Annotated in this window: 15 protein-coding genes; 8 read left to right on the top strand and 7 right to left on the bottom strand. The window is 60.6% G+C overall.

The window, feature by feature from the left end:
* Positions 1 to 198: 198 nt before the first annotated feature.
* Complete coding sequence (locus VGG64_03470; GenBank protein ID HEY1598633.1) at positions 199 to 696, bottom strand: hypothetical protein; 498 nt, start codon at positions 694 to 696, stop codon at positions 199 to 201.
* An 808-nt stretch (positions 697 to 1504) separates the two neighbouring features.
* Between VGG64_03470 and VGG64_03465 the strand changes: the two genes are divergently transcribed.
* A complete protein-coding gene (locus VGG64_03465) occupies positions 1505 to 1906 on the top strand; it encodes a hypothetical protein (protein HEY1598632.1) in 402 nt (133 codons plus the stop codon).
* 503 nt (positions 1907 to 2409) lie between these two features.
* Here VGG64_03465 and VGG64_03460 read toward each other — a convergent pair.
* Positions 2410 to 3150 carry a DUF1080 domain-containing protein gene (locus VGG64_03460; protein HEY1598631.1) on the bottom strand — a complete coding sequence of 247 codons (741 nt, stop codon included), beginning with the start codon at positions 3148 to 3150 and terminating at the stop codon, positions 2410 to 2412.
* Positions 3151 to 3425: 275 nt separating this feature from the next.
* Positions 3426 to 3605, bottom strand: a complete 180-nt coding sequence (locus VGG64_03455) for a hypothetical protein (protein HEY1598630.1) — start codon at positions 3603 to 3605, stop codon at positions 3426 to 3428.
* A gap of 300 nt (positions 3606 to 3905) precedes the next feature.
* Here VGG64_03455 and VGG64_03450 point away from each other — a divergent pair, with 300 nt between their 5' ends.
* From VGG64_03450 to VGG64_03440, 3 genes are all read left to right on the top strand, one after another.
* Positions 3906 to 4451: an RNA polymerase sigma factor gene (locus VGG64_03450; protein ID HEY1598629.1), complete on the top strand. Its 546-nt coding sequence runs from the start codon at positions 3906 to 3908 to the stop codon at positions 4449 to 4451.
* 47 nt (positions 4452 to 4498) lie between these two features.
* A complete protein-coding gene (locus tag VGG64_03445) occupies positions 4499 to 5479 on the top strand; it encodes a hypothetical protein (protein HEY1598628.1) in 981 nt (326 codons plus the stop codon).
* 297 nt (positions 5480 to 5776) lie between these two features.
* Positions 5777 to 6232 carry a hypothetical protein gene (locus tag VGG64_03440; GenBank protein ID HEY1598627.1) on the top strand — a complete coding sequence of 152 codons (456 nt, stop codon included), beginning with the start codon at positions 5777 to 5779 and terminating at the stop codon, positions 6230 to 6232.
* Between the two features lie 58 nt (positions 6233 to 6290).
* On the opposite strand, the gene VGG64_03435 is transcribed toward VGG64_03440, so the two are convergent.
* The 4 genes from VGG64_03435 to VGG64_03420 form a co-directional block, all read right to left on the bottom strand.
* Complete coding sequence (locus tag VGG64_03435; GenBank protein HEY1598626.1) at positions 6291 to 7580, bottom strand: GAF domain-containing SpoIIE family protein phosphatase; 1290 nt, start codon at positions 7578 to 7580, stop codon at positions 6291 to 6293.
* A 138-nt stretch (positions 7581 to 7718) separates the two neighbouring features.
* A complete protein-coding gene (locus tag VGG64_03430; protein ID HEY1598625.1) occupies positions 7719 to 8561 on the bottom strand; it encodes a phosphoenolpyruvate hydrolase family protein in 843 nt (280 codons plus the stop codon).
* 172 nt (positions 8562 to 8733) lie between these two features.
* On the bottom strand, positions 8734 to 9972 hold the full coding sequence (locus VGG64_03425; protein ID HEY1598624.1) for a Tm-1-like ATP-binding domain-containing protein: 1239 nt from the start codon (positions 9970 to 9972) through the stop codon (positions 8734 to 8736).
* 108 nt (positions 9973 to 10080) lie between these two features.
* Entirely contained in the window at positions 10081 to 10878 is a 798-nt protein-coding gene (locus VGG64_03420; GenBank protein ID HEY1598623.1) for an aldolase/citrate lyase family protein, read from the bottom strand.
* A 158-nt stretch (positions 10879 to 11036) separates the two neighbouring features.
* Between VGG64_03420 and VGG64_03415 the strand changes: the two genes are divergently transcribed.
* The 4 genes from VGG64_03415 to VGG64_03400 form a co-directional block, all read left to right on the top strand.
* On the top strand, positions 11037 to 11357 hold the full coding sequence (locus VGG64_03415; GenBank protein ID HEY1598622.1) for a Rieske (2Fe-2S) protein: 321 nt from the start codon (positions 11037 to 11039) through the stop codon (positions 11355 to 11357).
* A 63-nt stretch (positions 11358 to 11420) separates the two neighbouring features.
* On the top strand, positions 11421 to 12386 hold the full coding sequence (locus VGG64_03410) for a pyridoxal-phosphate dependent enzyme (protein HEY1598621.1): 966 nt from the start codon (positions 11421 to 11423) through the stop codon (positions 12384 to 12386).
* Positions 12387 to 13202 carry an SAM-dependent chlorinase/fluorinase gene (locus VGG64_03405; protein HEY1598620.1) on the top strand — a complete coding sequence of 272 codons (816 nt, stop codon included), beginning with the start codon at positions 12387 to 12389 and terminating at the stop codon, positions 13200 to 13202.
* Positions 13203 to 13207: 5 nt separating this feature from the next.
* The coding region (locus tag VGG64_03400; GenBank protein ID HEY1598619.1) for a hypothetical protein at positions 13208 to 13427 on the top strand (220 nt) is incomplete at its 3' end.

Raw genomic sequence — 13427 nt, 5'->3', positions numbered from 1 at the left:
CACTCCGGTGACGACGCCGCGACAATCCTTGACATGACGTTCGTGGACCAGGCGGGCGGGACCGCCCCGGCAATACAACCCATGTATCAGAGGCCACCCCAGAGAGGATAGCGATGCCCGCATCGGTACCAATCCTGATTTCAGACTGACGCACTACCGACCAGGGGGGCAGCGTCTGAACAGTGAGTTGGTCGGCGTCTATTGCCTGCCGTCGCCCCAGCGATCGCGTGCCGGATGTTGTAGTTCCCGGCTTCCGCTTGGAGACAACATGTCGATGACCACGGCCTCAGGGAACAGTGCCATCGCTTCCTGCTTAATCGTCGGGGGGCTGTCGATGATGATGATGCGCTCGATGGGCTCGTCTCCCAGCCAACGTCTCGGCCAGGGAATTACGGGCGGATAGTAGCGGCTCCCAGTTTGAGCCGCCCATTCTTCAAACTTTGTGGCGCGCTCCACACTCCAGTACTCGTGACTTGCATCTACTGCCGCAATGAATGCTTTTCGTTTGCGGACATGGCTCAATTCCCCCAGCGGTATGGCAAAAGCTGCCACAAGCACGAGCATGGTGCCGATCCCAAACTCGAACCAGCGGCGGCGGGTGGGCGGCTCGCAGGATGTAGACATCTGGGCGTTCTCATGCAGTTGCGGCAGCCGTTTGCCCCGCGGCGCCGGAAATGGGCCGTTTTTCCAGGTCACCTTAACGCTTACCCTGGTAGTAGGTATTTAGTATGTGCAGGCCGGGAATTGTCCTAGCAGCGAGTTGGTCGGGAAAATCAGTTGATGGGAATTGGGCACGCCTACGCATGGACTGTTCCGTCGGCGAGCGGCTCAATGGCTGTGATCCCAATCCCTGCCTCCGGAAATAACCGTGTGGCCATTCGTAGGCGACCAAGGTCTGCATCGTTGAGTTTCTGCTTGAGAGCGCGTCCATTGTACGTAGGGATTACTCCACGGCCATCAACGGCGACCCAGGCAATGTCTAATACGGGCTCCCCAAAAATCCAGAAGGTAACTGTGGCGCTGGGCCGGAACTGCAGGTAGGCAAACTCCTGCCACAGCCACGAGAGACGCCCGACCACCGTCACGGCCAGCAGCAACATTTTCAGGCCAAACTGAAACGGGCGACGGCCAAGAGTCGCACTCGCGTTGATAGACCGAGGCACAGCCCGAACCTCATTCCACCGGCGGCGGTGATCTGCATTTCTATCACCGGACCGGTGGGCAACTAACCTGCAATCGAGCGACGAGAACCCTTTCATGAAAGCGTACCAGACACTCGACATCGGCACATCGCACCCACGGCCGGTGAAAGCACTGCGTCCTCACGTCAAAGGCGGCTTCGGGTTCGTACCGGGCACGGCCTTGCTCCAGACAATGCTTCCCGTGATCGCTGGACCGTGAGGGCCCTTTATATATCCGGTCTACTATTCGACGAGAGCCATCAGATTAGCGCATCTTGGGACTGACTCTCAACCGGAAGACTAGCTCTGGTTAGAATGTCGGAATGGCTACGCATCCTACTGGCCGCCGCTGGTTCCAATTCGGTCTGGGGACGATGCTCATCGTGGTGACCGGCGTTGCCCTCTTCCTCGGCTGGCGCGTCAATCATCGCCCTAAGTTTCAAGCGCCCCCGTCGACTTGGACGCCAGCCGACGTGAACGGGCTGATTGCGTACATTAATGGCCCGAAGAAGCGGATAGGATTTATCGCGAACATCCAGGTGCCCTCTGCCGTCCGTCTCGGAGAGATTGGTCCCGCGGCCAAGGAGTACGGTGCGGTCAAGGCTTTGGAAGCTTTGATCGCCAATACGAACGATCCAGAGGCAAAAGACGCCGCCGAACGAGCCCTGAAAAAGATCAATGGCCAACAAAACACCGCGGCGTGGTTTTTCAACCTCATTCAGTGACGATCCGTCAATCGTTGTTGCGACGAGGCTTCGGAATTCCTAGTTAAACATGCGCGCCGTCGACAGGCGGCATTCTCCCCCCAGCATGCGCGGGCGCGTCGCGCCGTTACTCCACTCGCAGGGCGCGCTGCGAACGTCAATCCCGCCACTACCTCGGCCGGTTTCACCGCCTGCGATGCCGCTGGGCCGGCGGTAGAATGCGCGACGTATGAAAAACCCCCTACTTGACGTTCGCGCGGACAGAATTCGACAGAAACCTCGTTATTTCCCGGGAAATGTGCGCATGTCAACGTCGCGCACGTCATTTATTCAACCGGTGAATAATTCCATAAATTGAATAAATCGCGCGGCAATGGCCCGCAAAAATTGGGGTAATTACCCTAGATGCGCGCCATAACGGGTCGTATCAGCCATCGCTCGTGCACGCCGCGCAGGTATGCTTGGTCCGCGCAGTGCCGGGCCCAGACAGCAGTTGTCACCGCATGTCAGAACGTGCGATGCGATTACAGTTCGCGGATCCAGATATTGCGAAAGCGAACCGGGTTGCCATGAAACTGGATCGACAGCGGCAGTTTCGGGGCATGGGCCATATATGACGGCGGAGCATCCCAGGCCGAAGCTCCCTCGATCTGAAAATGATTCTGGATCAACACGCCGTTCTGCAGCACCGTCACAAAGGCCGGCTTGCTGAGCTTGCCGGCCGAGTCGAACTGCGGCGCCTCGAAGATGATGTCATACGATTGCCACTCGCCCGGCTTGCGGCAGACGTTCACCAATGGCGGCATCTGCTTGTAGATCGAACCGCACTGACCGTCGAAGTACGTCTTGTTGTCGTACGAATCGAGAATCTGCACTTCGTACAGGCCTTGCAGATAAACGCCGCTGTTGCCACGCCCCTGGCCCGATCCCGTCACGACGGCAGGCTCGGCCCATTCCAGGTGGAGTTGGCAATTGCCGAAGCTCTGCTTGCTGGTGATGCCGCCCCCCTTGGCTGTGGCGACGCCGTCGGCGACCTGCCATTTATCCCCACCTTCCCAAGCGGTCATGTTCTGGCCGTTGAACAAGACGATGGCATCGGCCGGCGGACCACCGGCAGACCCCGGATCGACAATCTTGGGCTCGGGCCAAACCTTGCCGCTGATGTATTCCTTTGCTCCCGAGGCCCAGGTAGCCGAGAGTGCCAGTGCAGCGACAAGTACCCAGCTGGAATATTTATGCAGGCGCGAGGGGCGGAGGTTCGTCATGGCGGTGACTTTCTTGGGGAAGGGATCAAGCCGTGAACGGGCGCGATCGTTGGTCGTGGGGGGCGGGGCGATTCGGCCCAATTTTGGGCAGCCAGAATAGGCGCCGTCAAGCATGTCCCACAGTTCAAGTATTTCCGCAGTGAAGAGGCCAGACAGGGCAGGCTGTGCGCCAGACCGGGCCGGGGGGCCTGCCGGACGGCAAGACTACGAAAAAAGGGGGGGCCGGCGCGCCGGGCCCCCCCTCATTCGCGTGGTTTTACATCGCCCGTGCGCGGCTACTTGGTCTCGGCCGGAGCCTCGGCCTTCGGCGCGTCGGCGGCCGGCATATCCGGCTTGGCTTCTTCGGCAGCTGCGGGGGGCTTGGCCGGCTCGACCTTTTTCTTGGCGGGCTCACAACCCACCACAGCCGAACCGAGCACACCCAACAACAGTGCGAGCATCCCTAACTTCTTCATGTCAAAACCTTTCTCAAAAGGAAGTGTCCTATGCGGTGGCACGCCCGTGGCGCGCTGCGACCGGCTTCCGCCCGACTTATTGATGCCGCGAGGATAGGCGTTTATTCCCGCTCCGTTACAATTCGATTAGCTTTTTTCTGCGGCGCGGTCGCGCTACGGCAAGCCCGCTGGGCAATCGAGACATTGCGCAGCGTGCTTGTAAACCGTAGCGGGCAAGTGCCACCGAGGCGGAATAAGGGATTTGATTCAGCCGGGCGGGAATATTCTGGCTCGCTCCGGGGTCTGTAGTGGGGGTGGTTCATGGCGGATAGCCCAAGCGATTTTCCCATCGCACGATTAGTCGTCGATCACCATGCCGACGTGTACCGATACGCCTACCGCTTGTGCGGCTCGACGGCCGATGCCGAAGATCTGACCCAGCAGACCTTCTTGGCGGCGCAGGTCAAGCTGACGCAATTGCGCGCGGTCGAAAGCGCCCGGGCATGGTTGTTTGCGATTCTGCGGAATTGCTACTTGAAATCGCGTCGCCGCGCACCGTTGCCTGCGGCGAACGTGGAATTGAACGTCAACGAAATCCCTGCTCAGCCGCCCCCTGAAAGCGTGGTCGACCGCGAGCGATTGCAAGCGGCGCTGAACGCCTTGCCAGACGATTACAAACTTGTGCTGTTGCTATTTTATTTTGAGGAATACTCCTATCGCGAGATTGCCGACCGGCTGGACATTCCGCTGGGAACGGTGATGAGCCGGCTCTCCCGCGCCAAAGGGCAACTGCGCGGACGGCTGTTCGAGTTGGAGTTGCAAGCGACGGGTAGCCGCGCCGCGGCGGTTATTCATTCTTCGCCGTAAGCCACACGGCAAGGGTCCGAAAATGGCTGGATCGAGTAAGGTGCTACATGGATGAACGAGACGACCAGGATCGACGCCTGCGGGAACTGATCGACGCAGCGCGCCCCGGTGTCGACGACTTAGCCGACCCCGACTTCGCCCTGCTGGCGGACCGCGTTCGGCAAAATCCTCAATTGCGCCGCACCCTGCAACGCAGCCAACGATTGGACAGCACCATCGTTGACGCTCTGCACGATTTGGCCGTGCCAGCGGGATCAGTCGACAGGCTGCTGGCCGCTTTGACGGTAGCGGCCTGCGACCCGCTCGAGCCTGCTGCGGCCGGCACGCCAGCGGCGGCATCTATTTCGGCAACCGATTCCCGCCCGCTAGCAAAGGTGCCGTCAGACAATGCGCCTACCAATGTGTCACCTCCGCCCCCACGGTCGTTATCGCACCGCTGGGCTGGCCCGGGAGTGCTCGTTGCGGTCACGACCGCCGTGCTATTGATGGCTTACGTTCTGTTGCGGCCAACGGTCTATGAAATGAACCCGGACGAGATCCTCAGCTCGGGCTGGTTCTTGAGCGCTGAGGAAAAAGCCGCGGCGCATGACCCCGCCGCGCAGAACCTGGTCAGCGAGAAAACACCACCTCGCAGATTCCCAACGGCCCAGACGCTGTCCGTGCAGCCCACCTCATGGCGCGAAATCACGGGCCTATTGGATCGTCGCCGGGGTATCGCCTATCAGATGCGCGCGGCCGGTGCGCGTGCGACCCTGTACGTGATCGAATATGAGGCCGGACGCAATGTGCCGCGCCTGGTCGGCTTGTCCAGCGGACCGCCGCCAGCGCCGCTCGTGAAGACGCAGGAGCGAGCTATGTCTGTGTGGCGTAGCGGCGACTTGGTTTACGTACTGGTGGTCGAAGGCGGGACGGCCGAGTACCAGTCCTTCGTAACGCCGGCGGGCCAGCTAGCACGGCACGACCGTAGGTTTGGGGCGAATGATCAAACCTTCTGGCCGCAAGCTGGCCGCAGCTGGTTGCCGACATAATCCGGTTAAACCCGCAAGCCCGATTCCGCCGAACAAACCTCGTAGGGGGCGCACGACAGCCCTCTGAATGCCCACACGAATCGCGCGACGACCCGCGACGCGCCGATTGATCGACTTCGACCTTGGGCGTGCGCGCTCCGGCACCACCGCAGGTGTCGAGGCCACGACTTTTGAACCCACCTTGGCGAATCGTGCTGCGCCGCCACCCGTCTTCTCGCCGATCCAGCTCTTGCAGAGTCCCTGCGAGAGGGCGAGGGCGTATAATCTCTTGGGTATCCCTTCGGGAGAGCGAATGCCATGAAGCCTTTAGTTGCGGCCATCGCCAGCGTGCTACTGTTTTCGGCAGCTATCGCACACGCTCAGAATCAGCCCCAGATGGAAGAGGGTGATCCGAAGACCTCGACAGAGAAGCTTTCCGCCGTTGAGCCCGAGATCTCGCTGGGCCAATTGACCCCCACGCCCGAGATGTGGTTTTACGAGCAGGCCATGCGGCGCTATCGCGACCCGAAGGTGTCCGTTCGGCGTCGGGCCGAATTCGAAGCTGATCAACGCCAGGCCCGCCTGGCCGCGCAGCGCTGGTTCGGTTACTCAAACTCGCGCCCGACGGTGAACCCCACGCCGTTTACCAGCAATTATTCGCCGATGTGGACATCGAACTCGCCTTACAGCGGCCAATGGCGCGGAGTCGGCCACACCACAGTCGTGGTCCCGGCGCAGGCCGGCCGCCCCAGCACCGGCTACGGGCTGTGGTAGTCGATGCGCGATTAGGACATTGGCCGGCGGGTTGCTATCCGGCACGAGCCCACTGCCGCTAAGCTTTGACGTGGGCCGCTACCACCGTCCGGTCATCGTCGGGCGGCTGCCCGTTGGTGAATATCTCGAGCGAATGCTGGAGCGCCGCGAGCAACTCGTCGGCGGAGGAATAATTCCGGCATAGCACTTCGTCAAGCCCCTCGACGCCGAACTGCTCGCACGACTTGCCCGACGCCTCGGTGATGCCGTCGGTGTAGAACAGCAACGTGTCTCCGGCGGCCAAAGTGCATTCGCTACCAGGATATTGCTCTCCCGCATACACTCCGAGCGGTAGGCCGGCCGCGTCTCCCAGCGGATCGATCGTGCCGTCGCGATGCCGCCAGCGTGGCGGATTGTGCCCGGCGATGGCAAAATTCAGGTGGTGGGTGGCCGGGTCGTAAATGCCATAAAAAGCCGTTACGAACGAATCGTTGTCGCTCGTGTAGCGTTTGGTCAGCTGCTCGTTGAGGTGACTCAGCATTTCGCCCGGCGGGCACGGGGGACCGGGATAGGCGTGGGCAATACTGTGTGTGATTGCCATCATCACAGTGGCCGGTGTGCCGTGACCGCTGGCGTCGGCCAACAAGATGCCCAACTTGCCGCCTGGAACATTGAAGAAGTCGTAGTAATCGCCGCCTGCACGTCGCGAAGTTTGGTAATGGACGGCCAGATCCAATGTAGGGACCTGCGGCAGCTTGCGCGGCAGTAGCGAACGCTGGATATCGGCGACAATCTGCAATTCCTGATCAACCGCCGCATAGGCCGCTTGCACTTGCTCAGACAGAACTAGGTTCTGCGTGGCGCGGCCAAATAGATTGCTCAGCCAGAACATCTCTGGCAGCCGTTCGGGATCGAACGCGTCTGGCTGCCTGCTGCCGGTGACGACCATGTTCAGCACTCGTCCCCCTTCGAAGTGGGGAATCGCCAGCAGCGATTCCATCCCTTCCAAATGCTCGGCGGCGGGATCGTCGTCCGCAATGTCGAGGCCGTTAATGATGCGGGGTAACCCCGCATATAATAATTCGCCCAGCAGCCCCCGATCATAGACTGGTAGCTTGTGCTGCTCCTTCCAAGGATTGACCTGTACGTTCCAAATGCTCGACCGCGTAATGCGGTACTGCGCCGGCTCGAGCTCGCGCCGGCTGATGGCCATCCAACGATCGCCTGGCAGTAGACGACGCACCCGGGCGACATAGGCCTGGACCATCTTCTGCGGATCCCGCTCTTGGCTCATCTCGCGCATCATTGTGACGACATAATCGAGGCGTTCCTGCCAGGTCCCCTGGGTAAGCTCGAAACCGGTGGCCATACGGGTGTTTTCTCTCAATAGGCGTTCTAACGCGGTCGAAGCTGCGGGTCGCCATGGGCGGCCGGCGTCCCAGCATTGTACGCGGCGATAGTCCGAAATCGCCTGGCAAAATCTGGTCCAGCGATTCGGCCGCGCAACCTAGTTTGCCGATTTAAACCGCAGCTGCGTAAACTCCCGCACGCGATCGGTGATTGCCGGCTCGACCGGCAGGCGTTCCATGCTGCTGGCGCCATAGAAACCGACAATTCCCTCGGTGCGGTCAAGGATATATTGCGCATCGGACGGCTCTGCGATGGGACCACCGTGGCAGAGTACCAGGATGTTGCGATTCACCCGGCAGGCGGCATCGTGCATCGCCTGGACACGTGCCACCGATTCATCGAGCGTCAGCGCGGTATGGGCGCCGATCGTTCCCTTGGTGGTCAAACCCATGTGCGGTATCAAAATGTCGGCACCGGCCCGGGCGAGCATCCCGGCTTCTTCGGGATTGAAGGCGTAGGGAGTCGTCAATAGGCCCATCTCGTGGGCGGTGCGGATCATGTCGACCTCCAGTCCGAACCCCATGCCGGTCTCTTCCAGGTTGGCGCGAAAAGTGCCATCGATCAGCCCCACGGTAGGAAAATTCTGCACGCCCGAAAAGCCGGCCTGCTCGACTTCTCGCAAAAACAGCTTCATCACGCGAAAGGGATCGGTGCCGCACACACCGGCCAGTACCGGCGTGCGGCTGACGACGGGTAGAACCTCGCGCGCCATTTCCATAACAATGGCGTTGGCGTCGCCGTAAGGCATCATGCCCGACAGCGAGCCTCGTCCCGCCATACGGAAACGTCCCGAGTTGTAGATCACCAGCAGATCAATGCCCCCCTCCTCGGACAGTTTCGCGCTTAATCCGGTTCCGGCGCCGCCACCAACGATCGGCCGGCCAGCGGCGACTTTGGCCCGCAGCCGTTGCAGTATCTCATCGCGCGAAAACAGGGCCATTACGACTCCTTAGACGATATGCCGAGCAAACTAACTCTAACGGGATTCTTACTAATTCGATGGCGCAGAAAGACGACGCAAACGGCTCAGCGCAAAACGGCGAATGGTCGCGGCGAATTGCGGGCTTTTTGATTTTGTTCCTTGGCGGCGTCTCATTGTTGTGAGCCATTTTTTATCCGTCGCTGCGCTCGCGTGTTACCCTCGTTCTCGTTTTCATCATTGCGATCAGTCGGGCGGCCGCCGCATCGGCGAATTCGGAGTCGTTGATGTGGCTATCGAGCGTCACGATTTCGGTAGTGCCTGCCGTGCGGCGGATTCCTGCGAACAGGGCCTGTCGCGCTGCCGGGTTGTCGAACGGCTGACCCTCGCGATCGATGGCCGATACGCCGGCCGTTGGGAACATGATCGTGGCCGGCCCAAGTGCGGCAGCCACCTTGCGACCAATTTCCTCGCCGAGGCGGCCATTTTCTTCAGCAGTCGTCCGCATCAACGTCACGTTGGCGTTGTGCTGGTAAAACTTCCGACCACGAAAACGCTCGGGCACAGTCTCGGGCGCGTGAAAGTTCACCATGTCGGTAGCCCCTACCGAAACCACTTGCGGCACGCCGGCTCTGGCCGCGGCGGATAATCGATCTGGACCGGCCGACAGCATGCCGCCGACCAATTCATCGGCCAATTCCGTGGTCGTGATATCGAGCACTCCGGAGATGAGCCCCTCGGCAACCAGCGATTCCATGGCCTGGCCACCGTTGCCAGTAGCGTGGAAGACCAAGACCTCGAAGCCTGCCTCTTCCAGCTTTTGCCGAGCGCGGTCGACACAAGGGGTCGTCACGCCAAACATCGTGGCCGCTACAAGGGGCTTTGCCCCTTCGGTGGTCGGCGCGGCAGGAAAGCAAACCATGCCAGCCATCGCTCGGGCCGCCGCGTCGAGAATTGTGCGACTGATATGATTCAAACCGGCTATGTCGGCCACTGAATTGAGGATCAAAATGTCCTTGTCGCCGACATAATGACGCACCTGCCCCGACGCCAGCGTGCTGACCAACAGCTTGGGCACTCCGAGCGGCAAAGCGCGCATGGCCGCCGAACCAATGGTGCTGCCCGCCGAGCCCCCCATCGCTAACACGCCCGAAACGCGACCTGCATCGTAATGCCGACGCACGAGTTGAGCCGCTCCCAGGGCAGCCGAAGAAATGGCACGACCGCGGTCGTTTTGGGCGACGACCTGCGCGAGTTCGCTACCGCTGGCGCGGAAGAGCTCCTCCCGCGACACATCGGCGGCACAAGCTGGTATGCCCAAGGCCCCTGTGTCGACCAATGTCACAGTCGCACCGCAGGCACGTAAACGGTCGCGTAAGAACGCCGCCTCGCAACCCTTTGTATCGAGCGTAGCAAGCAGATAAACGCTCATAGATCATTGGTGGCGGACGGTAGACAGTGCAGTGACTCGACGTCGGCAGTTCGAGACCATTTCTCCCATACCTCCCTCGTACTACCGACTGCCGACTACTCCCTGCTCCTAGTACTTCGCGAGATTTTTATCCCCGACGTCGGGATTTACAACTCGGACGATTTCCTGGGCGCGCTGGGTCATCATGCGCAACTCACTTCCGATGGCGATGAACTGCATGCCTTGCTTGGCGCGCGCCTGCGCCGCGTCCGTTTCCATGGTGTGCATACCGGTCGGCGTCCCGGTCTTCTTGCCAATGTCGACGACACGCTGGAGCATGGCCTCGAACTCAGCATCTGTGGATTCTTTGCCGTCTGGCGACCGCATGTTGGCACGCAGATCGACCGGACCGACAAAGATCGCATCCACGCCGGGCAGTGAGTAGATCTTTTCAGCGTTAGCCACGCCCGTCGGGCTTTCGGTTTGTAGGACGACCAGGATTTCGTCGTTGGCGCGGGCAAAGTATTCGGCGACCGAGGCGTCGAAGTTCAAGTTATGCATCCCCCCGCCGAGGCTGCGATTGCCAACCGGAGGATATTTGGCCGCGCGAATGGCAATTTCGGCCTGCTCCACCGTGTCAACCATCGGCACAACGATCCCCCAGGCACCCCCGTCGAGCACGCGTTTGATGTAGTCGTGATTTCCCTTGGGAACGCGCGCTAGCGGAATGCAACCGGCGTCGGCAATCGCAGCAAAGATCATCGCCGCTTGCGACCAGTCGATGGGCGAATGCTCCAGATCGAGTGTCAACCAATCGAAACCTAGTCGCGCGAGAATGCGCGTGGCGTACAGGTCTCCGAGCGATAGCCAGGTGCCGAACGAAGGCTTGCCTTCTCGCAACTTACGTTTGACGATGTTCGTTCTCATAGCGACTCGATGTTCCGATATTGTGTAGTGGCTCTGACCTTTACCGCGAGGGACGAAATGGTGTCCCCTATTCGGCATAGCATGGCTAGAATAAACTTCTCTCGGCCACTTGGGAAATGGTTTCTCAGGGCCTCTTGAATCCGCCTGTGGGTCCTGAGATGTCGGAGTTTGTGACGGTTGCCAAGGTCGGAGCCATTGCCGAGGGGCGGGGCGAGACATTCACGGTCAATGGGCGGTTGGTCGCGGTGTTCAAGTCGGGTGAGGATTATCATGCCATCGACGACCTCTGTCCGCATATGGGGGCGTCGCTTGGTGCCGGGGCGGTACAGAAGGGAATCGTGACTTGCCCGTGGCATGCTTGGCGGTTCCGCGTATGCGATGGCGTGTGGTGCGACAATCCCAATGTGAAGATCGACCGTTTCGACGTCCGCATTGTGGGGGACGAAATCCAGGTTAGCGTTCCCGCAACTAGCAGGTAACGGGCACGGGGCTGACGGATTGTGACCTCTGCTCAAAGCGTAGCCTCGAAGGGCGGCAAGAGCATGGCCGACGGAACTGTTCCCGATTTCGCTGCTGTCCGCCAGGCGGCCTTGCGAATTGGCCACGTTGTGCACCGCACGCCGGTATTGCGATCGGAATTCTTTGATCGCACAACCGGCGCGCAGGTGTTCTTCAAGTGCGAGAACTTTCAGAAGGTGGGAGCCTTTAAGTTCCGCGGCGCCGCTAACGCCGTGCTGTCCTTGGGGGACGAGGAGGCCCGCCGAGGCGTAGTCACGCACTCGTCTGGAAACCACGCCCAAGCGCTGGCATTGGCGGCCCGGATGCGGGGCGTTCCGGCGACCATCGTCATGCCGTCGAACGCGCCGGCGGTTAAACGAGCCGCAGTCGCGGGCTACGGCGCCGAGATCGTCAGTTGCGAGCCGAGCGTACGCTCTCGCGAGGAGACCGCCGACGCTGTAGTGCGCCGCACGCGCGCCGTGTTCGTGCATCCCTATAACGATCCACGAATCATCGCCGGACAGGGAACAGCGGCGCTCGAATTGCTTGAGGACGTACCGAACCTGGATGTCATCCTGGCACCAGTCGGCGGCGGAGGCCTGCTGAGCGGCACCGCCATCGCGGTCCGAGCGCTTCGGCCAAATGCTAAGGTCCTAGGGGCCGAGCCAAAGGGGGCCGATGACGCGGCACGCTCACTCGTCGCTGGTCACATTTTGCCAAGCGATAATCCGCAAACGGTCGCCGACGGGCTGCGCACGTCGCTTGGGGAACTTACGTTCGCCGTCATCCGGAAACTTGTGGAAGATATTGTCACTGCCGACGACGCGGCCACTATGAGCGCGATGCGATTCGTTTGGGAGCGGATGAAAATCATAATCGAGCCGTCGGCCGCCGTGCCAGTCGCGGTGCTGCTAGAAAACGCAGACCGCTTCGCCGGCCGCCGCGTGGGTGTAATCCTTAGCGGCGGCAACGTCGATCTGGATACACTCGTCTGGCACGCATCCAACTGAATGAACAAGACCGTGCCCATGTCAGACGTGCTGCGCCCAATCATTACTCTTTTGACCGATTTTGGCGTGGGCAGCCCGTATGTCGCACAAATGAAGGGTGTCATTCTCTCGTTGAATCCTCATGCCGTGCTGATCGACATCACACATGCCATTGGACCACAGGATATCGTGGCAGGTGCCTGGGCCCTGCTCGATGTGGCCGAAAGCTTTCCCAAAGGCTCCATCCATGTGGCGGTTGTGGATCCGGGTGTCGGCAGCGAGAGGAAAATCGTATACGCCGAAATCGCAGGGCGCCACTACATCGCGCCGGACAACGGGTTGCTCAGTTGCTTGGCGGCGCGCACGTCCCCCTCTAGAATAGTGGCCTTAACCGAGGACCGGTTCTGGCAGCCACGCGTTTCAGCCACATTCCACGGCCGAGACATCATGGCGCCGGTGGCCGCGCGCCTGAGCCTCGGTCTCGACGCGAGCCAACTAGGGGTGCCACGGCAGCGGCTCGAATGCCTGCCCGAACCGGAGGTGCGGATCTTGCCAAACAAGATCGAAGGACAAGTGCGGTCGATCGATTCATTCGGAAATTTGGTGACCGATATTACGAGCGATATGCTCATCGAGGTACCGACCGATGAGCGCGCACAAATTCACTGCGATGAACATCAGACACAGGGTATCTTTCGCACCTATAGCGATCAGCCCGAGATGACACTATTGGCGTTAGTTGGCTCCAGCGGTTTCCTGGAGTTGGCCATTGTGGGGGATAGTGCCGCCGCGATGCTCGGCGTGAGAGTGGGGACACCGGTGAAGATTCAATGGTAGACCCCGTGGCCGCGTTCCCTGCCGTGAGCGGTCGGCAGAGCGACGATTCAGGGCGCGCGAAGCCCACGCGCGACGAGCTCGCGCGCTGGGATTGCGAGCATGTTTGGCACGCCTTTACGCAGATGGCAGAGTATGAGCCTCTTTTAATCGAGCGCGCGCATGGCTGCACGCTGGTCGATATCGAGGGCCGCGAGTATCTCGACGGCGTCAGCAGCCTATGGTGCA

This window comes from Pirellulales bacterium, assembly GCA_036490175.1.
Classification (GTDB): domain Bacteria; phylum Planctomycetota; class Planctomycetia; order Pirellulales; family JACPPG01; genus JACPPG01.
This window is presented reverse-complemented; position numbering and strand designations above follow the sequence as displayed.